This is a genomic window from Streptomyces sp. NPDC014656 (assembly GCF_043084305.1).
In the GTDB taxonomy this organism is placed as follows: Bacteria; Actinomycetota; Actinomycetes; order Streptomycetales; family Streptomycetaceae; genus Streptomyces.
Genome location: NZ_JBIBZN010000001.1, coordinates 786,220 through 803,761, shown reverse-complemented (window position 1 = coordinate 803,761; position 17,542 = coordinate 786,220). Strand labels below are relative to the sequence as shown.

The 17,542-nt window shown below is 72.5% G+C and carries 14 protein-coding genes; 11 read left to right on the top strand and 3 right to left on the bottom strand.

Annotated elements, in window-relative coordinates; genetic code table 11:
- Window positions 1-89: 89 nt before the first annotated feature.
- The 6 genes from ACF1ED_RS03555 (at window position 90) to ACF1ED_RS03530 (ending at window position 8,193) form a co-directional block, all read left to right on the top strand.
- Window positions 90-1,646, top strand: a complete 1,557-nt coding sequence (locus ACF1ED_RS03555; protein ID WP_391756711.1) for a long-chain fatty acid--CoA ligase — start codon at window positions 90-92, stop codon at window positions 1,644-1,646.
- A gap of 609 nt (window positions 1,647-2,255) precedes the next feature.
- Window positions 2,256-2,492 (top strand): hypothetical protein, encoded by a 237-nt coding sequence (locus ACF1ED_RS03550; protein ID WP_391756710.1) that lies wholly within the window; start codon window positions 2,256-2,258, stop codon window positions 2,490-2,492.
- Complete coding sequence (locus ACF1ED_RS03545; RefSeq protein ID WP_391756709.1) at window positions 2,489-4,141, top strand: transporter; 1,653 nt, start codon at window positions 2,489-2,491, stop codon at window positions 4,139-4,141. Before ACF1ED_RS03550 ends, ACF1ED_RS03545 begins: the two co-directional genes overlap by 4 nt.
- A 252-nt stretch (window positions 4,142-4,393) precedes the next feature.
- Window positions 4,394-5,260 carry a phytanoyl-CoA dioxygenase family protein gene (locus ACF1ED_RS03540; protein ID WP_391756708.1) on the top strand — a complete coding sequence of 289 codons (867 nt, stop codon included), beginning with the start codon at window positions 4,394-4,396 and terminating at the stop codon, window positions 5,258-5,260.
- Window positions 5,261-5,310: 50 nt separating this feature from the next.
- On the top strand, window positions 5,311-7,515 hold the full coding sequence (locus ACF1ED_RS03535; RefSeq protein ID WP_391756707.1) for a SpoIIE family protein phosphatase: 2,205 nt from the start codon (window positions 5,311-5,313) through the stop codon (window positions 7,513-7,515).
- Between the two features lie 51 nt (window positions 7,516-7,566).
- On the top strand, window positions 7,567-8,193 hold the full coding sequence (locus ACF1ED_RS03530; RefSeq protein ID WP_391756706.1) for a TetR/AcrR family transcriptional regulator: 627 nt from the start codon (window positions 7,567-7,569) through the stop codon (window positions 8,191-8,193).
- Window positions 8,194-8,258: 65 nt separating this feature from the next.
- Here ACF1ED_RS03530 and ACF1ED_RS03525 read toward each other — a convergent pair whose 3' ends face one another.
- On the bottom strand, window positions 8,259-11,474 hold the full coding sequence (locus ACF1ED_RS03525) for a bifunctional cytochrome P450/NADPH--P450 reductase (RefSeq protein ID WP_391756705.1): 3,216 nt from the start codon (window positions 11,472-11,474) through the stop codon (window positions 8,259-8,261).
- Between the two features lie 253 nt (window positions 11,475-11,727).
- Here ACF1ED_RS03525 and ACF1ED_RS03520 point away from each other — a divergent pair, with 253 nt between their 5' ends.
- A complete protein-coding gene (locus tag ACF1ED_RS03520; RefSeq protein ID WP_391756704.1) occupies window positions 11,728-12,789 on the top strand; it encodes a zinc-binding dehydrogenase in 1,062 nt (353 codons plus the stop codon).
- 84 nt (window positions 12,790-12,873) lie between these two features.
- On the opposite strand, the gene ACF1ED_RS03515 is transcribed toward ACF1ED_RS03520, so the two are convergent.
- Both ACF1ED_RS03515 and ACF1ED_RS03510 read right to left on the bottom strand, forming a co-directional pair.
- Complete coding sequence (locus ACF1ED_RS03515; protein WP_391756815.1) at window positions 12,874-13,482, bottom strand: DUF1345 domain-containing protein; 609 nt, start codon at window positions 13,480-13,482, stop codon at window positions 12,874-12,876.
- A 99-nt stretch (window positions 13,483-13,581) separates the two neighbouring features.
- The gene (locus ACF1ED_RS03510; RefSeq protein WP_391756703.1) at window positions 13,582-14,547 is read right to left on the bottom strand and encodes a pirin family protein; all 966 of its coding nucleotides are present in this window, start codon (window positions 14,545-14,547) and stop codon (window positions 13,582-13,584) included.
- Window positions 14,548-14,770: 223 nt separating this feature from the next.
- Here ACF1ED_RS03510 and ACF1ED_RS03505 point away from each other — a divergent pair, with 223 nt between their 5' ends.
- From ACF1ED_RS03505 to ACF1ED_RS03490, 4 genes are all read left to right on the top strand, one after another.
- On the top strand, window positions 14,771-15,115 hold the full coding sequence (locus ACF1ED_RS03505) for a tetratricopeptide repeat protein (RefSeq protein ID WP_043227684.1): 345 nt from the start codon (window positions 14,771-14,773) through the stop codon (window positions 15,113-15,115).
- 51 nt (window positions 15,116-15,166) lie between these two features.
- Entirely contained in the window at window positions 15,167-15,652 is a 486-nt protein-coding gene (locus ACF1ED_RS03500) for a DUF6153 family protein (RefSeq protein ID WP_391756702.1), read from the top strand.
- A gap of 89 nt (window positions 15,653-15,741) precedes the next feature.
- Window positions 15,742-16,377, top strand: a complete 636-nt coding sequence (locus tag ACF1ED_RS03495; protein ID WP_391756701.1) for a DUF305 domain-containing protein — start codon at window positions 15,742-15,744, stop codon at window positions 16,375-16,377.
- A gap of 152 nt (window positions 16,378-16,529) precedes the next feature.
- The gene (locus ACF1ED_RS03490) at window positions 16,530-17,540 is read left to right on the top strand and encodes a F510_1955 family glycosylhydrolase (RefSeq protein WP_391756700.1); all 1,011 of its coding nucleotides are present in this window, start codon (window positions 16,530-16,532) and stop codon (window positions 17,538-17,540) included.
- Window positions 17,541-17,542 lie beyond the last annotated feature (2 nt).

Genomic DNA, 17,542 nt, shown 5'->3' with positions numbered 1-17,542 from the left:
CGTCGCGCGTCACCCCACTCGCTCCGGGCCGGGCCGCGTGTCCTGCTCCCCCGCGGCCCGGCCCGGCCCACCTTCCCGGAAGAAACACCATGCTGAACCTCTCGGTCCTGCTCGAGGACTCCGCCCGCACGCACCCGGACCGGGACGCCGTCGTCCTCGGCACGACGCGTCTCACCTACGCCCAGCTCGACGCCGCCGCCAACCAGGTCGCCAACCTCCTGGTGGACCGCGGCATCTGGCCCGGCGACAAGGTGGCGCTCAGTTGTCCGAACGTGCCCTGGTTCCCGGTCGTCTACTACGGGATCCTCAAGGCCGGCGCCGTCGTCGTACCGCTCAACATCCTGCTCAAGGGCCGGGAGGTCGCCTACCACCTCGCCGACTCGGGAGCGAAGGCGTACTTCTGCTTCGAGGGCGGCGAGGGCCTGCCGATGGGCGAGGCGGGACACGCCGGGTTCTCCGGGACCCCGGGCTGCGAGGAGTTCTTCCTCATCACCGCCGACCCCGCGGCGGACAGCCCGATCGCGGGCGTCGAGACCCTGGGCGCCGCGCTGCGGGGCACCGCGACGACCTTCGACAGCATCGGCACCTCGGGGGACGACCCGGCCGTGCTCCTCTACACCAGCGGTACGACGGGGCAGGCGAAGGGCGCCGAACTCAGCCACACCAACCTGGTGCTCAACGCCCTCGCGTGCAAGCAGCTGCTGGAGTACCGGCCGGCCTCGGAAACCCATCTGGTCGTGCTGCCGCTGTTCCACTCCTTCGGCGCGACCGTGCAGATGAACGCCGGCTTCTCGACGGCGAGCACCCTGGTGCTGCTGCCGCGGTTCGACGCCCGGCAGGCGGTGGCCCTGATGCGGCAGGAGGACATCACCGTCTTCGCGGGCGTCCCCACCATGTGGTGGGGCCTGCTGCGGGCGCTCACCGGCGACGTCGACGTCGAGCGGATCGCGGGGAACCTGCGCGTCGGCGTCTCCGGCGGCGCCTCGCTCCCCGCGGAGCTCGTCAAACAGGTCGGGGAGCGGCTGGGCATCCAGGTCCTGGAGGGCTACGGCCTCTCCGAGACCTCGCCGGTGGTGACCTTCGGCGACCCGGCGCGAGAGCCCCGGCCCGGCTCCATCGGCGTGCCGATCTGGGGCGTGGAGGTCAAGCTCGTCAGACCGGACTGGTCCGAGGTCGAGGACGACGGCACGGGCAGCGCCGTCGGGGAGATCGCGGTCAGGGGCCACAACGTCATGAAGGGCTACCACGGCCGCCCCGAGGCCACCGCCGAAGCCGTCAGGGACGGCTGGTTCCGCACCGGCGACCTGGCCCGCAGGGACGAGGACGGCTTCTACTACATCGTCGACCGGGCGAAGGACCTGATCATCCGCGGCGGCTTCAACGTGTACCCGCGCGAGGTCGAGGAAGTCCTGATGACGCACCCGGCGGTGAGCCTGGCCGCGGTCGTCGGCGTGCCGCACGAGAGCCACGGCGAGGAGATCAAGGCGTTCGTCATCCTCGACCGCGGCGCCGAGGCCCGCCCCGAGGAGCTGGTCGCCTGGGGCAAGGAGCAGATGGCCGGCTACAAGTACCCCCGGATCGTGGAGATCGTGCGGACCCTGCCGATGACCTCCACCGGAAAGATCCTCAAGCGCGAACTCTCCTGACCGGCACGCCGAACCCGTGGACCCGGCCGGGAAGGACGGCAGATGACGGTGGAGGACGGCCGGCGGCGGGACACCTTCCCCGACGGGTCCGGCACGGGAGCGGACGCGGCGGCGGACGCCCCGGCCGCCGCGTCCGAGGCCCGCGGCACCGGCCGGGGCGAGACGCCGGGGCGGCCGGCGTCGTCTGGGCGGACGCGGACGCCCACGGGACGCTCGGCACGCCGGCCGGCAGCCCGGTGCGGTGACTGGCCGGCACGTCGGCGCTGGACCACCAGTACCGCGACGATCCACGGGCCTTCACGACGGTACAGCGCCACGCACCGGCGCCGGAACCGCGGCCCGCTCCGGCGGAGCCGACCGGTGAGGACGTCGCGTTCGCCATGGCCCCGCTGTTCCGCATCACCGGCGCCGTGGTCGACGCGACGCGCTCCCCGCTCACCGGCACCACCCGGCCCCACCGCTCCCCGCCGACCAGCGCCACGCCGCCCCACCGCTCCCCGCCGACCAGCGCCGCGCCGCCCCGCCCGCCCCGCGCCCGTCTTCCCCGCTCACCCAGAGAGAGGTCCTGTGCCCTCCGTTTCCTCCCGGCGTTCCCCCCGTGACACACGGGTGCTGGTCACCGTCAACGCCCTGCCGCTCGCGATCGGCGTCCTGCTGTCCTGTTCCACCTCCCTCGGAGGGATCTCCGTGTACGGACGCCTCACGCTCGGCATGGCGTGGGCGCTCACCCAGCTCGTCGCCCTCGTCGCCGGGACGTGGTGGTACGAGAACCGGGTCGCGTCCTCCTCCGCACCGGTCCCGGGGGCGACCGCCGCCGCCGCTCGTTCGGCCGGGGGCGCGTGGTGACGACGTACCTCCTGAGCGTCGGCTCGCCCGATCTCATCGGCTCCGCCGCGAGGGGCGCGGTCATCAGCGCCTTCCTCGTCTTCGTCGGCCTCTGCCTGCTGTGGGTCTTCATGCTCGCCACGCAGGAGGACGACCCGGAACGCCTCTACGTCGCCGGCCGGTCCCTGCCGCCCGTCTTCAACGGGGTCGCGATGGCGGGGGAACAGATCACGGTCGTCATCCTGGTCTCGCTGCCGGGAGCCATCGCCCTCTTCGGCTACGACGGGGTCTCGGCAACCGTCGACAGCGCCCTCGCGCTCGGCGTCTTCCTGCTCCTCGCCTCCAGGATCCGCGCGACCCGCCGCTACACCCTGGGCGAGCTGTTCTCCCTGCGGGCCGAGGGGCCGGGAACACGGATCGCCGGGGCCGTGGTGACGCTGTGCATCGCCGTGCCCCTGCTCATGGTCCAACTGCGTGCCGGCGGCATCACCGCCGCCCTTCTGATAGGGATGCCGACCGAGCGGGCCCAACTGGTGTGCACGGTGCTGATGGGATTCCTGATCACGTGCTTCGCAGGGGTGGCCGATCTGCGCGGCACCAGTTTCGTCCAGGCCGCCAAAGTGCCCGTAGCCCTGGCGACGCTCGCCGCGGTGACCCTGCTGGCGCTCCGCCTGTTCGACTGGAGTCCCGGATCGCTCCTGTCGGCGGCCGTGGACAAGAGCATGTCGCCGGACGAGTACCTCAGCCCCGGCATGTGGACGCACACCGCCGGCTTCGGGACGCTCGGCACGCTCAGCGACCACGTCGTCGTCATCCTGGGCACCGCGATGATGCCCCACCTGCTCCTGCGCGTCAGCGCCAGCCGGGACGTACCCGCCGCCCGGCGCTCCCTGAGCGTCGCCGTAGGACTGACCGGCCTCTTCTACCTGCTCCTGGTCACGACCGGCTTCGCCGCGGCCGCGGTGGTGGGCAGCGGACGGATCGGAGCGGTCGACGCGAAGGGCCAGGGCTCCCCGATCCTCCTGGCGTCGGAGGTACTCCCCCACCACTCCACCGGCCGGATCGTGCTCATCACCCTCGTGGCCTGTGTCGCCTTCCTCGCCGTCCTCACGGCCGTGGCGAGCGTGACCTTCGCCGCCGCCGTCTCCATGACCCGCGACCTGCTCGGGCTGAAGGGCCGCACCAGGATCGGGATCGGAGAGCCGGCAGTCCTGCGGCTGTCCGTCGTCGCGCTCTGCGCCGTGAGCCTTCTCCTCACCACCGCCGTACACCGCTACCCCATCGAGTTCCTCCTCGCCTTCTCGCTGAGCCTCGCGGCCACGTGTGTGTTCCCCGCACTCGTCTACTCCTTCTTCTGGACCGGCTTCGACCGCCGAGGGCTGCTGTGGCTCGTCTACGGAGGGCTGTCCCTCTGCGTGATCCTGACCCTCGCCTCCCCCGCCGTGTCCGGAGCGAGATACGCACTGCTGCCGGAGCAGGACTTCAACCTGTTCCCGCTCCACACCCCCGGGCTGGTCTCTGTCCCTGCGGCCTTCCTCCTCGGATGGCTCGGCAGCGCGCGTCCCTGGGAGCGAACGGCACACCGCCGGCATACGGCGCCGGAACCGACTCCTCGCCTGGGTGTCCCCGAGGCGCGCGCCGGATCCGACAAGAACGTCGTGAGCGGATAGCTCCGCCGTCCCCGCGACGGGCCTGTGCACCGTGCACCGGGCCCGGGCCAAGCAGGTGCCCGCTGTCGTTCTCGCCGGCGGTCCCGGCTCGCGACAGTGAGACGACCACCACACGAACGACGCGTGAACGGCCTGACCGTCGCACCCGCCCGACCGTCACGAGGACGACGCGCGGGAGTCCCCAGAACGGAATGCCCGGCGGTTGATCGAGCGGTCGGTCAACCGTGACCCAGATCGAGGGAGAGGACGCGCATGACGACCCAGAAGAAGGCCCAGGCCCTGACCTCCGTGGCCAACGACGCGCCGGCGGAGGAGATCCTCAAGATCGTGACCCGTGACGGCGGCGTCATCATCAAGGGCTTCCTGACGCAGGAGCAGATCGCCCGCTTCAACGCCGAGATCGAGCAGCCGCTGCGGGCGCTCGCCCCGGGGTCGACCCACGAGGACGAGATCGTGGCCGCGTTCCACGGCAGCAACACCAAGCGCCTCACGAACCTGGTGACGCACAGCGCCACCTTCCGCAGCGAGGTCATCGACCACCCCCTGGTCCACGAGATCAGCGACCGGGTCTTCCTCCAGGAGTCGGGCACGTACTGGATGACCACCGCGCAGGTGATCGAGATCGGCCCCGGCAACAAGGCGCAGCTGCTCCACCGCGACCTGGAGAACTGGTTCCCGTTCATCGGCCTGGGGCCCGCCGGCCCGGAGGTCACCATCAACTTCCTGGTCGCCCTGACCGACTTCACGGAGGAGAACGGCGCCACCCGCGTCATCCCCGCCAGCAACCACTGGAGCGACTTCGAGGACCGCGGGACTCCCGAGCAGACGATTCCCGCGGTCATGGACGCCGGGGACGTCCTTCTCATCAGCGGCAAGACCGCGCACGGCGGCGGCGCGAACCGGACCGGCGACGAGTACCGGCGCGGCCTCGCCTTCACGTTCAACGCCGGCTTCCTCACCGGTGAGGAGGCGTACCCCTTCCTGGTCGACAGGGAGCTCGCCAGGACGCTCTCGCCGCGCGTCCAGCGCATGCTCGGCTTCCGCTCCCAGTACCCCACGGGCTCTCCCGGCCTGTGGCAGGTCGACTACGCCGATCTGGGCGACCACCTCGGCCTCTGAGACCCGGGCCCGGGCCAGAGGCCGCCGCAGCCGTCCGAGGAGCGCACGTCATGGCTTTCCCGTACATTCGCCCTATGGGAACCGAGGTCGATGCGTTCCTCGGCCGGCTGGCCCGCCACCTCAGACCACAGGTGAAGAGGCTGGCCGGACTGCTGCTCCAGCGCCTGAACGGCGAGTTCCCCGAGCTGTGGGAGAACGCGGACGTCGAGGCCCTGACCCTGGAGGAGACGGACCAGCACGTCACCGCCCTCCTGGATCTCCTGGAGGCCCGCCCCGGCGCGAGCGCGCCGGGGGCTCCCCCGACCGCCTTGGACCTGGGGCGCCTGTACGCCCGGCGGGGGCTCCCGGTGACCCGGCTCCTGCGCGCCTACCGGCTCGGCCATCTCGGCCTGCTCGAACGGATGCAGGCCGAGGCCGCCCGTCTCACCGGCGACTGGCACCTGATCCACCTGGTCTCCATGAGGCTGGTGGCGCTCGGTTTCGACTACGTGGACCACTCCTCGGAAGAGGTCGTCGCCGCCTACCAGGAGGAACGCGACCGTCTCCTGCAGCGTCGGTTCGCCCTCACCGACAGGGCGAGCAGGCTCATCGGGACCACCCTCGACATCACCCGCACCGCGGAGGAGCTGACGGAGGTCTGCACCGAGGACTTCGCCGACCTCGTCACCGTCGACCTCTTCGACTCCGCCCTCGACGAGACGGGCACGGCCTCGCCGGAGCCCCTGACGCAGCGCCGCGTCGCCCAGCGCTCCGTCCTCGACGGCTGTCCGGAGTCCCCGCTCCGCGTCGGTGAGACCCACGCCTACCCCGACGGCTCGGAGCCGGTGCGGGCGCTGACCACCGGGCGGTCCGTCCTGAGGCACGTCACGGGGGCCGGGGCGCCGCCGTGGATGGCGCCGTCCGAGTCCCACGGCCGAGTGCTGCGCGGCCTCGGCCTCCACTCCGTGCTCCTCGTCCCCCTGCACGCGCGCGGAGACGCCCTGGGCCTGGTGCAGTTCGTACGCCATCGCACCTCGGTGCCCTTCGACGACGAAGACGTTCTGCTGGCCCAGGAGATCGCCTCCCGGGCCGCGGTGTCCATCGACAACGCCCGCCGGTACACCCAGGAGCGTTCCACCGCGCTCACCCTCCAGCGGGCCCTGCTGCCGCGCGACACGGTGGCACAGCCGGGCGTCGAAACGGCTTCGCGCTACCTGCCCGCCGGGTCCCGCGCCGGTGTGGGCGGTGACTGGTACGACGTCATTCCCTTGTCCGGGGCCCGCGTCGCGCTCGTCGTCGGCGACGTGGTCGGTCACGGCCTGCACGCCGCCGCCACCATGGGCCGGCTCCGCACGGCCGTCCGCGCCTTCGCCGACATCGACCTCATGCCCGATGAGCTCCTCACCCGTCTGGACGACGTGGTCATCCGGATGCAGCGCGAGGAGTCGCCGGACCAGGGCGAGACCAGCGCCACCTGCCTGTACGCGGTCTACGACCCCGTGTCCCGCCGGTGCTCCCTCGCCAGCGCCGGCCACATCCCCCCGACCGTCGTGACCTCCCCGGCCCCCGGCGAGGCCGCCAGGGTGGCCGGGCTGCCCGAGGTGCCCATCGGGCCGCCCCTCGGCCTGGGCGGACTCCCCTTCGAGACGAGCGAGTTCGAGCTGCCGGAGGACAGCCTGCTGGTCCTGCACACCGATGGGCTGATCGCCGGCCGCACGCGTGACGTGGACCTCGGACTCGCCGCCCTGCACGGCGTCCTCACCTCGGCGCCGGACTCGCTGGAGGAGATCTGCGACCGGCTGCTGGCCACGCTGCCGCCCGGCCGCCCCGCCGACGACGTCGCCCTGCTCGTCGCCCGGACCCGTGCCCTCGACCCGGACCACGTGGCCACGATGGACCTCCCGTCCGATCCGGCGGCCGTGTCCGGGGCCCGCCGCTTCGCCTCCGACGTCCTGGCGGCCTGGGGACTGGAAGACCTTTCCTTCACCACGGAGCTGGTCGTCAGCGAACTGGTGACGAACGCGATCCGCTACGGCAAGAGCCCCGTCCAGCTGCGACTGATCCTCCAGTCGACGCTCACCTGCGAAGTCTCGGACGCCAGCAGCACCGCCCCGCACCTGCGCCGCGCCCGGATCTACGACGAAGGCGGCCGCGGCCTGCTCCTGGTGGCCCAGTGCACCGCACGCTGGGGGACGCGGCACGGTCGCGAGGGGAAGGTCATCTGGGCGGAACAGACCCTCCCCGCGGACAGCGCGGCGGCCGCCGAGGTGACGTGACGCCTGGTCCGAGCCGACTTGATCGGTCGACTAAGTCGATATAGTGGACACATGGCTCATGTTTCCGCGGCGGAGCGCCGCCCCCAGTTGATCAAGGCGGCCATCGACCTCATGACCCGGGAGGGCGTCGCCGCGGGGAGCACCCGCGCCATCGCCGCGGAGCTCGGTGTCGCGCAGGCCACCGTCCACTACACCTTCGGCACGAAGGAGGACCTGTACCGAGCCGTCATGGACCAGATCACCGACGAGCTGGTCGCGCAGGTGCGGCGGGCGGCGCCGGAGGACGCGGGCTTCGAGGAGACCTTCAGCGCCCTGGCGGGTGCCCTGTGGGGCACCGTGCGCGAGCCGACGTCGCACCACCAGCTGCTCGGCGAGCTGACCCTGTTCGCCCTGCGCGTGCCCGGTCTCGACGAGGCCCGGCAGAGCCACTACCGGCGGGTCATAGGGGTGACCGCGCAGGTGATCACGGAGACGGCCGAGCGGACGGGGCAGGAACTGGCCGAGTCCCCGGAGACGGTGGCCCGGTTCTTCCTCTCCGGCTTCGACGGACTCACCATGCAGGTCCTCCAGTGCCTGCCGGACGAGGCCACCGAGCGCACGGGCCTCAGGGCGCTCGTGGCCGCGACCGTGGCGCTGGCCGAGGGGAACCTCGACCTCCCGGACGTACCGATGGCCTGACGTGACGCGGAAACGGTGGTGGGCGCACCCGGGAAGGTGCGCCCACCACCGTTTCCACGGGGGAGTCAGCCGGCCCAGACGTCCTCGACGTAGCGTCCGGACCCGACGAGCGCGGCGAGCCACGCCACGGCCCGCTCGTCGCTCTCGCCGGTCCGCTCGCGGTAGACCGCCATGAACGCCTCCCGCACGGCGGGGGCCATCCGGCGGCCGTCGCCGCAGATGTACACGCGTCCGCCGGACTCCAGGACCGACCACACCTCCTCGCTCTCGCGGGCGATGCGCTCCTGGACGAAGCGGGCGCCGTTCTCGGGCGCGTGCATGAAGGTGGGGCGCATGCTGACGGCGCCGGCGGCCTCGGCCGCCTCGAACTCCTCCCGGTGCAGGTAGTCCACGTCGGGGTGGTCGCAGCCGAAGTAGCAGAGCAGGGTGCCGGTCGAGCCGGTGTGGTGACGGTCGAGGACGGCGCCGCGGAAGGGTGCGAGGCCGGTGCCCGCGCTGACCAGGATCACCGGCACGGAGGGGTCCTCGGGGAGGCGGAAGGACTCGCCGCACGGCAGGACCCGGGCCTGGATCACGCCGCCCGCGTTCACCGTCTGCAGGAAGTGCGAGGCGATGCCCCTGAACGTGCCCTCCCCCGACCGGTGGGGCGCGGCGAGCAGCGACACCATCAGGTCGACCTCGCCGGGCCGGGCCGCGGCGGACGACGAGACCGAGTAGTGCCGGGGACGCAGCACCGGCAGCAGCTCCAGGAAGCGCTCGAAGGGCAGCTCGCACGCGCGGTAGCGCTCCAGGAGGTCCAGGACGCTGAGCCCTGCGGCCGTCACCTGCTCCCGGAAGGTCTCGGGACCGGCGGTGGCGAAGGCGGTGAGCGGCTGCTTCTCGGGCGGGCAGGCGGTGTGCTCGGCGAGCACGGCGACCTGCTCCTGGGTGGCCGCGTCCTGGAGCTCGACGAAGTCGGCGAGCAGGCGGCGCAGGGTCAGCGGCCGGTCGACGGGCAGGGCGCCCCGGCTGCGGCGGCGGGCGCGCAGCCGGACGGTGCGGTCCAGGTCGAGGCCGAAGCGGTCGGCGACGCGCTGGACGAGGTCCTCGGGGTTGCTCGGGAGGACGGCCAGGTGGTCGGCGGTGCGGTAGCTGACGCCCTCGGGCAGCCGGAGGCGCAGGAACCGCTTGGAGCGGCCCAGTTCGTGGTCGGTGTCGACGAGTTCGTACGCTTCGAGGACCTCCATCGGCTGGACGCCGTGGCGCTCGGCGAGACCGCCGAGGACCGACTCCGAGGTGTCCTCCAGCTCGTACAGCCCCTCGCCTTCCGTCTCCGGTGCGGGGGCGGCCGCTTCACCGGCGACGGCCTCGCCGTATTCGTCCAGGAGCGCCTTCCACAGGTCTTCCGTCCACTGGTCGACCGATCCGCCGAAGTCACCGGAGGCGTCGGCGCTGCCGCGCTCCAGGAGCGGGACGGCGCCGGCGGCGGCCAGGCGCTCGTCGATCAGGGTGGGGATCCGCTGGTAGGTGGCGGCCCAGTTGCGGTCGCCGACACCGAGGACGGCGTACCGCAGCCCCGTGAGCGAGCCGGGAGCGAGGTTCTCCAGCCAGGCGACGAACCCGGCGGCGTCGTCGGTGGGGCGGCCGTTGTAGGAGGCGGCGACGATGACGACGGGCCCCTGGGAGTCGGCCAGCCTCTCCGTGTACTGGTCGAGGGAGGCGACGGACGGGGTGAAGCCGTGCTCCTCGCCGTCCGTGCCGAGGTCGCGGGCGATGCCGGCGCAGGTGCCGAGGTTGGAGCCGTGCAGCAGCGTCAGTGCGGTGCCGCTCGCCCGGCGGGTCACGGCCGTGGTCCGGCCCGCGACGGGGTCCGCCTTCGCCGCGACGGGCAGGCGCCGTTCGTCGCCGGTGCGGCGGGCGAGCCTCAGGCTGAATCCGTCGGGCTTGATCGTCAGCGTCGACTTGATCTTCATCTGGTAGTCGGTGTGGTCGATCAGACGGTAGCGGTGGACCAGCAGGCCGAGCAGCAGGGTGGCCTCGTGCAGCGCGAACTGGCGCCCGATGCAGGCCCGTTCGCCGCTGCCGAACGGTTTGAAGGCGTGGACCGAACGGGCCGCCTCCCGCTCGGGGGTGAAGCGCTCGGGATCGAACAGTTCGACGTTCTCCCCCCAGGCCGCGTCGCGGTGCAGGGCCGAGGCGATCACCATCAGCGACTCGCCCTCGCGCACGGGGTACTTGCCGCCGATGACGGTGTCCTCGATCGGCTCGACGGCGTACGCGGGCGCCGTCGGCCACAGCCGCAGGCTCTCGTTGAGCACCTGGCGGATGTAGGCGAGCTTGCCGATGTCGCCGTACTGGGGGTCGGGGGATTCGGTGTCGCCCCACAGGGCGTCCACCTCGGCCTGGGCCCGGGCGAGCACCTCGGGGTGCTTGGTCAGGTAGTACAGGGCGAAGGAGAGCGCGCTGCTGGTGGTCTCGTGGCCGGCGATGAGGAAGGTGATCACCTGGTGCCGGATGTTGACGTCGTCCAGCGGCTCGCCGGTGACGGGGTCCTTGGTGTGCAGCATCAGTCCCATCAGGTCGTCCGTGCTGGTGTCGCCGGAGGCGCGGCGCTCCCTGATCACGTCGTCGACGAGGTCCGTCATCAGGTCGATGTCCGCGCGGAACTGCTCGACCTTCTTCCTCTTGAAGATCTCTGAGCCCGGGATGGACTCGCCCTTCTCCTGGGCGAAGACGAGGGCCCGGGACATCGCCTCGACGAACGGGTGCAGGTCGTCGCGGCGGAAGGACTGGAAGTCGTAGCCGAAGCCGCACAGGCCGATGGTGTCGAAGGTCAGCCGGGTCATCTCGTCGGGCACGTCCACCGACTGCACGCCGGCCAGCCGGTCCCACTTGCCGATCAGCGACCGGGCGACCCGGAGCATGGGGGCGTGGTAGCCGCGCATCGAGCCGAGCGAGAACGCGGGCATCAGGATGTCGTGGGCCTTGCGCCAGTTCGGTTCGTGGTTGTAGGCGGTGAACAGGCCGTCTCCCGCCAGCGCCCGGACCTCGACGAGGTCGGTGTGGACGTGCTTGCGGAAGCGGGTCTCGTCCGACAGTTCGGTCACGAGGTCCAGACCGCCGACCATGACGGTGTCCCTCCCGAAGAGCCGCAGCCGGTACACGGGCCCGAACTCCCTGAACTCCTTCAGCAGGTAGGCCAGGAAGTCCGCGCCCGCGGGAACGTTGAACGCGTGGCCCACGAGGGGCAGCGGGGGGCGCTCGGGGATCGCCCGGGCCGCGCCTACGGACACCTGAGTCATGAGCGTGCCTTTCGTTGCACTCCAGCAGTCACCAGCCAACATACAGATGACTTTGTCGAGTGAACATGTCGCATGACTGTATTGAACGACACAGTCATCTGGCGGAACTCTGGACCTTTTGCGAACGTCCGGCGGAAGCGGCTTGACAGGCGACCTCGTCGATAGACACGGTTAAGCGACATGGTCAGTCGACCATGTCGAGCGCCTGAGCTCTCCGCGCGCTTCTTCCCACCGAACACATCGAGGTTTCCGCATGAACACCATGCTGGCCGGACGGCTGCGCCTGGACACCCGCACCTTCGCCGTCGAAGAGGTTCCGATCCCGGTTCCCGGGCCGGGCGAGGTCCTCGTGGAGGTGCGGGCGGCCGGCGTCTGCCTGTCCGACATCCATCTGATCGACGGCAGCCTGAGCCCCTTCCACCCCGTCGACGCCGTCAAGGACTCCGGCGTCATCACCCCCGGCCACGAGGTGGCGGGCGTCGTCCACACCGTCGGCCCCCACGTGAAGGGCGACTGGACCCCCGGCCGGCGGGTCGTGCTCCAGGCCGGGCAGGCGTGCGGCGACTGCGGCGACTGCCTGCGCCACATGCCCTGCCGGCAGCCCCTGACCCGAGGAGTGGACTACGACGGGGGCTGGGCGCAGTACGCCCTCGCCCGGGAGGACACCCTGCTCCCCATCCCGGACCACCTGCCGTTCGACCAGGCCGCGATCATCCCCGACGCCGTCTCCACCCCGTACGCCGCGATCGTGGACACCGGCGCGGTCCGCCCCGCGCAGGCCGTCGGCATCTGGGGAGCCGGGGGCCTCGGCGCCCACGGCGTCCGGCTCGCCCGTCTGGTGGGTGCCGCCCCCGTCATCGCCGTCGACCCGCTGCCCTCCGCCCGCGAGCGCGCCCTCCTGTTCGGTGCCGACCACGCGCTCGACCCCCTGGCCGGAGACTTCGCCGAGGCGGTGGGCGAGGCCACGGCGGGCCGGGGGATCGACGTGGCCTTCGACTTCGCCGGCGTCGGAGCGGCCCGCGCCCAGGCCGCCGCCGTCCTCGGCCCGAACGGCGTCCTGGTGCTCGCCGGCCTCACCCCGGAGCCGGTCACCGTCGCCGACAGCATCGACTTCTGCTTCAACGTCCGGCAGATCCGCGGGCACTACGGCTCCGAGCCGGAGCACGTGGAACAGCTCGTCGGACTGGCGGCCGCCGGACGGATCGACCTCGGCCCCTCCGTCAGCGCCCGCATCCCGCTGGCGGAAGCCGCGGACGCCGTCGCCCGACTGGAGCGGAAGACCGGAGACCCGATCCGTCTCGTGCTCACCCCCTGAGCGGGCGGGGCGGCGGCCGGCTCGACCCGCACGGCGCGGACGACCCGGCCGCCGCCCCCGCCGCTGGAGGACCGACGGCGCCCGTCAGGCGCCCTGCCCGCCGTCCAGCGCCGCGACCATGCCGGCCACGATCACCGTGTTGAAGACGAACGCGATGGTCGCGTTGGCCGCCACCGTCCGGCGCATCTCCCGCGACATCACCGTGACGTCCGTCGTGCCGAACGTCGTCATGACCGACAGGGCGAAGTACACGTAGTCGGCCCAGGCCGCCGTCTCGTCGCCCGGGAAGTCCAGCGCCGCCTCGTCCTCCACGAGGTTGTCGGCGTGGAACGCGACCGCGAAGGCGACCAGGACGCAGATCCAGGCGACGACGACGAGACCGAGCGCCATCAGCACCCGCGCGGTCGCCGGAAGGGCGGAGCCCAGGTGCCCGGGACGCCAGACCGCCGACACCACGAGCGCCGCCGACGCGATGAGGACCGACACCCCGGGTCCCGGCGCGGTCCCCAGGAGGTAGCGCCGCAGCACGGTGCCCCGCGCCTCCCGCCGGGCCCACAGCCGGATCCGTTCCGGGGGTGCGGCCGAGAAGGCCCTCGGCGTGACCACCAGGTAGCAGAACAGGTAGGCGAACAGCGCCACCACACCCAGGTCGGCGCTGAAGGCGGTCACCGCCCCCGGCGCGAGAACCCCCAGCGGGCTTCCGAAGCCGAACACAGGGCAGGACGCGGATCGAGGGCCCGTGCGGCGGCCGCCTGCGGAGGCGCGCCCCGTCCGGGCGCAGGTCTCCCCGGGTCAGCGCACGCGTCCGCGCGGCTTCAGCGGGGTGGCGGGCAGTTCCGGGGCGGTCAGGGGGGCACCGTCGTAGCCGTGCACCTCGCCGAACCGCGAGCCCTTCTCCCAGTCGTCGCGCGCCTGCGCGATCTCCTCGCCGGATCGGCCGATGAAGTTCCACCACATGACGATCTCCTCCTCGAAGGGTTCGCCGCCGAGGAGCATCAGGCCCGCGTCGGAGGAGGCGCGGAGCGGGAGGGCGGTGCGGCCGCAGCCGAGGTAGAGCATGGAGCCGGGCAGGACGGGGACGCCGTCGACGTGGGCCTCGCCGGACATGGCGAGGACCGCGTACTCGAAGTCCGGGTCGAGCGGGAGCTCGGTCTCGGCGCCGGCGGCCAGGGCGAGGTCGGCGCCGACGATCGGGCTGTACGTCGTGCCCGGCGAGGCCGCGCCGTCGAGGGAGCCCAGGATCACCGTGGCGGTGAGGCCGGGCGCGGTGACGCGGGGCAGGTCGGCGTGGTGCTGGAAGTGCGGCTCGACGTGCCGGTGGGCGTCGGGCAGGGCGACCCAGAGCTGGGCACCGTGCAGCAGCCGGGCGTGCGGACGGGGGCTCTCCTCGGAGTGGGAGATGGCCCGGCCCGAGGTCATCAGGCCCAGTTCGCGGGGGCGGATCGTCTGGAGGCTGCCGGTCGAGTCGCGGTGCAGGACCTCGCCCTCGTGGAGCCAGCTGACGGTCTGCAGTCCCATGTGGGGGTGGGGCGGGACCTGCATGCCGGGCTCGTCGGCGATGTCGTCGGGGCCGTAGTGGTCGACGAAGGCCCAGGCGCCGACCATCCGCCGGCCGAGGTTCGGCAGCAGCCGCCGCACCTCGGTCGACTCGCCGAGCCGGACGTGCCGGGGGCTGAGGAGTTCGCGTACGGGCTCGGCGACGACGAAGCCGCGGCCACCGCACACGGCGAGCTCGGCCTGGCGGTCGAGATTGCTCATCGGGATCGACACCTCTCCAGTGGGGGGAAGGGGAGTCCACGGAATCCGTGGATCCGTGGACTCCGTGGAGACCTGGGGTTCCGTGGAGACCTGGGGTTCCGTGGGAGCCGCTGGGTTTCCGCGAGGAGACCCAGTGGTGGAATGTTCAACTACTCTTCGGTGTTGACGGGGTCGGACCACCCCACAGGGTGGCAGATCCGGCACCCCGGAACAGGGAGAGCAAGTGAGCGACACGTACTACGAGTTCGGAACGGCCGCCGACCGCTGGAGCCGCGCGCAGCTGTTCTTCGACGCGAAGGAGTACCAGACCGCCGTCCGCGTCCTGCGCGGCCTCGTCGCCGAGCACCCGGACCAGACGGCCCAGCGGCTGCTGCTCGCCCGCGCCTACTACCACTCCGCCCAGCTGAAGAACGCCGAGACCGAGCTCCGCGCGATCCTGGAGCGCGACCCGGTGGAGCACTACGCCCGGCTGATGCTGGGCCGCACGCTGGAGCGCCAGGGCCGCCAGGACGAGGCCGCCCCGCACCTGCGGATGGCCGCGGCGATGAGCGGCGAACTGCCGTCCTGACGCGGAACTGATACCCCCACGCGGTATGGTCGGGCCCAGGAGGTCCTGATCATGCCCACACCCCGGCCGCGCCCCGGCGAGCGAGCGGGAGGTACCCTCGCGCACCTCCTGCTCGTCGTCGTGCTCGCGCTCGGGGTGTTCATGATGCACTCCGTGGGCCACCCCGGCGGGCCGCCCTCGGAGGCCCCCGGCGCCGTGACGAACGGCGCCGTGGAGAGTGGCGTCGTGGAGAGTGGCGTCGTGGAGAGTGGCGTCGCGGAGAGTGGCGTCGTGGCGGCGCATTCCGCGCGGTCCGGCGGCGCCCACGGGGCCGATCCGCAGGACGAGGGGCACGCGCCCGGCTCGGGGATGGACATGACCACGCTCTGCGTGGCCGTCCTCGCCGGCTGGCTGCTCGCCGGCCTCGTCCGCGCCGCGCTCGGCCGCCGCCCCGACTGGCTCGTCCTCCTCCTCGCGCGGCTCACGCCCGCGCTCGGGCCGCACGCCCCGCCCCGCCGCCCTCCCGACCTCGCCCGGCTGTCCGTCCTGCGGATCTAGGCCGTACCGCCCGCCGCGGGCCGCTCCACGCCGCCCGCGCACCTCCGGTACCAGCCCACACCCGTACGTACAGCACCCGAGGAATCACCATGCGTACTTTCCGGAAGCGCACCCCCCGCACCCTCGCCCTGGCCGGCGCCGCCACCGCGGCCGCCCTGCTCCTCGCCGCCTGCGGCAACGAAGGCTCCCCCAGCGGGATGGACCACGGCGGTACGACCCCGTCGGCCACCGGCCTGGCCACCGGCTCCGGCTCCGGCGCCCCGTCGGCCGCGGGGGCCTTCAACGACGCGGACGTGATGTTCGCGCAGATGATGATCCCCCACCACCAGCAGGCCCTGGAGATGGCGAAGCTCGCCGACGGGCGCGCCGAGGACGCCGACGTGAAGAAGATCGTCGCAGCCGTCGAGCAGGCGCAGGACCCCGAGATCCAGAAGATGAAGGCGTGGCTCAAGGGCTGGGGCAAGCCCGAGTCCGCGGGCATGGGCCACTCGATGGCCGGGATGATGTCCGAACAGGACATGAAGGACCTCTCCGTGGCGAAGGGCAAGGACTTCGACCGCACCTTCGCCGAGCTGATGATCGCCCATCACGAGGGAGCGGTCGAGATGGCGAGGACGGAGCAGAAGGACGGCGAGAACGCCGAGGCGAAGGCGCTGGCGGGCGAGGTCGTCCGGACCCAGGCCGCGGAGATCGCCGAGCTGAGGAAGATCCTCGACCGGCTCTGATCCGCGTCCGCGTCCGTGTGCGTGTGCGCGTGCGCGTGCGGACCGGGCTGGGGCCCGCCCTGTTTTCCGGGCGGGCCCCGGCCGCCCTCCTCCGGTCGGCCACCGGCTCCTCTCCCTGCCCCTCTCCGCCCCTCCCGGCGAACGAAAGAACGATGATCAAGTACCGGTTTCCCCGGGCCGCGGCCGTCTGCGCCGCGACCGCCCTCACCCTCGCCCTCACCCTCACCGCCTGCTCAGACCCTGGATCCAAGAGCTCCGATCTTGGATCCAGGAGCTCGGATTCTGGATCCAAGGGGTCGGATCCCGGATCCAAGGGGTCGGGTCCTGGATCCGGAGGATCGGACATCGGATCCGCCTCCCCCTCCCTCTCCCCCTCCACATCCCGCTCCCCCTCCGCCCTCACCCACATCCACGGGCTCGGTCTCCACCAGGGTGCCCTGTACGTCGCCACCCACGAGGGGATCTACTCCCCCAGCCCCACCGGCCCCGCCGGCGCCCCCGTCCTCGTCGGCGACCGGCGGGACGACTTCATGGGCTTCACCGTCGCCCCCGACGGGACCTTCCTGGCCAGCGGCCACCCCGCGCCGGGCAGCGGCGGCCCCCCGGACCTCGGGCTCGTCGCCTCGGCCGACGCCGGCCGCAGCTGGACGGAGGAGTCGCTCGGCGGCGAGGTCGACTTCCACGCCCTGGACACGGCACCCGGCGGGCCCGTCTACGGCTACGACAGCACCCACGGACGGCTTCGGGTCACCCGCGACCGCACCGTCTGGGAGGACCGGGCCCGGCTGCGGGCCCTCGACATCGCCGTCTCACCGGCCGCCCCGGACACCGTGCTCGCCACCACCGGGAGCGGCGTCGCCCGCAGTACCGACGGCGGCAGGACCTTCTCGCCCGGAGCGGGGCGGGTCCTGGCGTACGTCTCCTGGGGCGCGGCCGACGCGCTCTACGGCGTCTCGCCGGACGGGGTCCTCTTCCGCTCAGGCGACGGCGGCAGCGCCTGGACCGAGGTGGGCACCGTGCCCGGCGGCGGCCCGCAGGCGCTGACCGCCGTCGACGCGCGCCGGCTGTTCGTGGCGACGGGGGACGGGGTGTACGAGTCCCGGGACGCGGGCCGCTCGTTCGTCCGCCGGATGGAGGTGACGTCCGGGGAGGACGGGCACTGAGG

What these genes read in the sequence shown, in the direction of transcription:
- ACF1ED_RS03555 (WP_391756711.1), top strand. Translation starts at nt 90, where the DNA reads ATGCTGAACCTCTCGGTCCTGCTCGAGGACTCCGCCCGCACGCACCCG.
- ACF1ED_RS03540 (WP_391756708.1), top strand. Translation starts at nt 4,394, where the DNA reads ATGACGACCCAGAAGAAGGCCCAGGCCCTGACCTCCGTGGCCAACGAC.
- ACF1ED_RS03535 (WP_391756707.1), top strand. Translation starts at nt 5,311, where the DNA reads ATGGCTTTCCCGTACATTCGCCCTATGGGAACCGAGGTCGATGCGTTC.
- ACF1ED_RS03530 (WP_391756706.1), top strand. Translation starts at nt 7,567, where the DNA reads ATGGCTCATGTTTCCGCGGCGGAGCGCCGCCCCCAGTTGATCAAGGCG.
- ACF1ED_RS03525 (WP_391756705.1), bottom strand. Translation starts at nt 11,474, where the DNA reads ATGACTCAGGTGTCCGTAGGCGCGGCCCGGGCGATCCCCGAGCGCCCC.
- ACF1ED_RS03520 (WP_391756704.1), top strand. Translation starts at nt 11,728, where the DNA reads ATGAACACCATGCTGGCCGGACGGCTGCGCCTGGACACCCGCACCTTC.
- ACF1ED_RS03510 (WP_391756703.1), bottom strand. Translation starts at nt 14,547, where the DNA reads ATGAGCAATCTCGACCGCCAGGCCGAGCTCGCCGTGTGCGGTGGCCGC.
- ACF1ED_RS03500 (WP_391756702.1), top strand. Translation starts at nt 15,167, where the DNA reads ATGCCCACACCCCGGCCGCGCCCCGGCGAGCGAGCGGGAGGTACCCTC.
- ACF1ED_RS03495 (WP_391756701.1), top strand. Translation starts at nt 15,742, where the DNA reads ATGCGTACTTTCCGGAAGCGCACCCCCCGCACCCTCGCCCTGGCCGGC.
- ACF1ED_RS03490 (WP_391756700.1), top strand. Translation starts at nt 16,530, where the DNA reads ATGATCAAGTACCGGTTTCCCCGGGCCGCGGCCGTCTGCGCCGCGACC.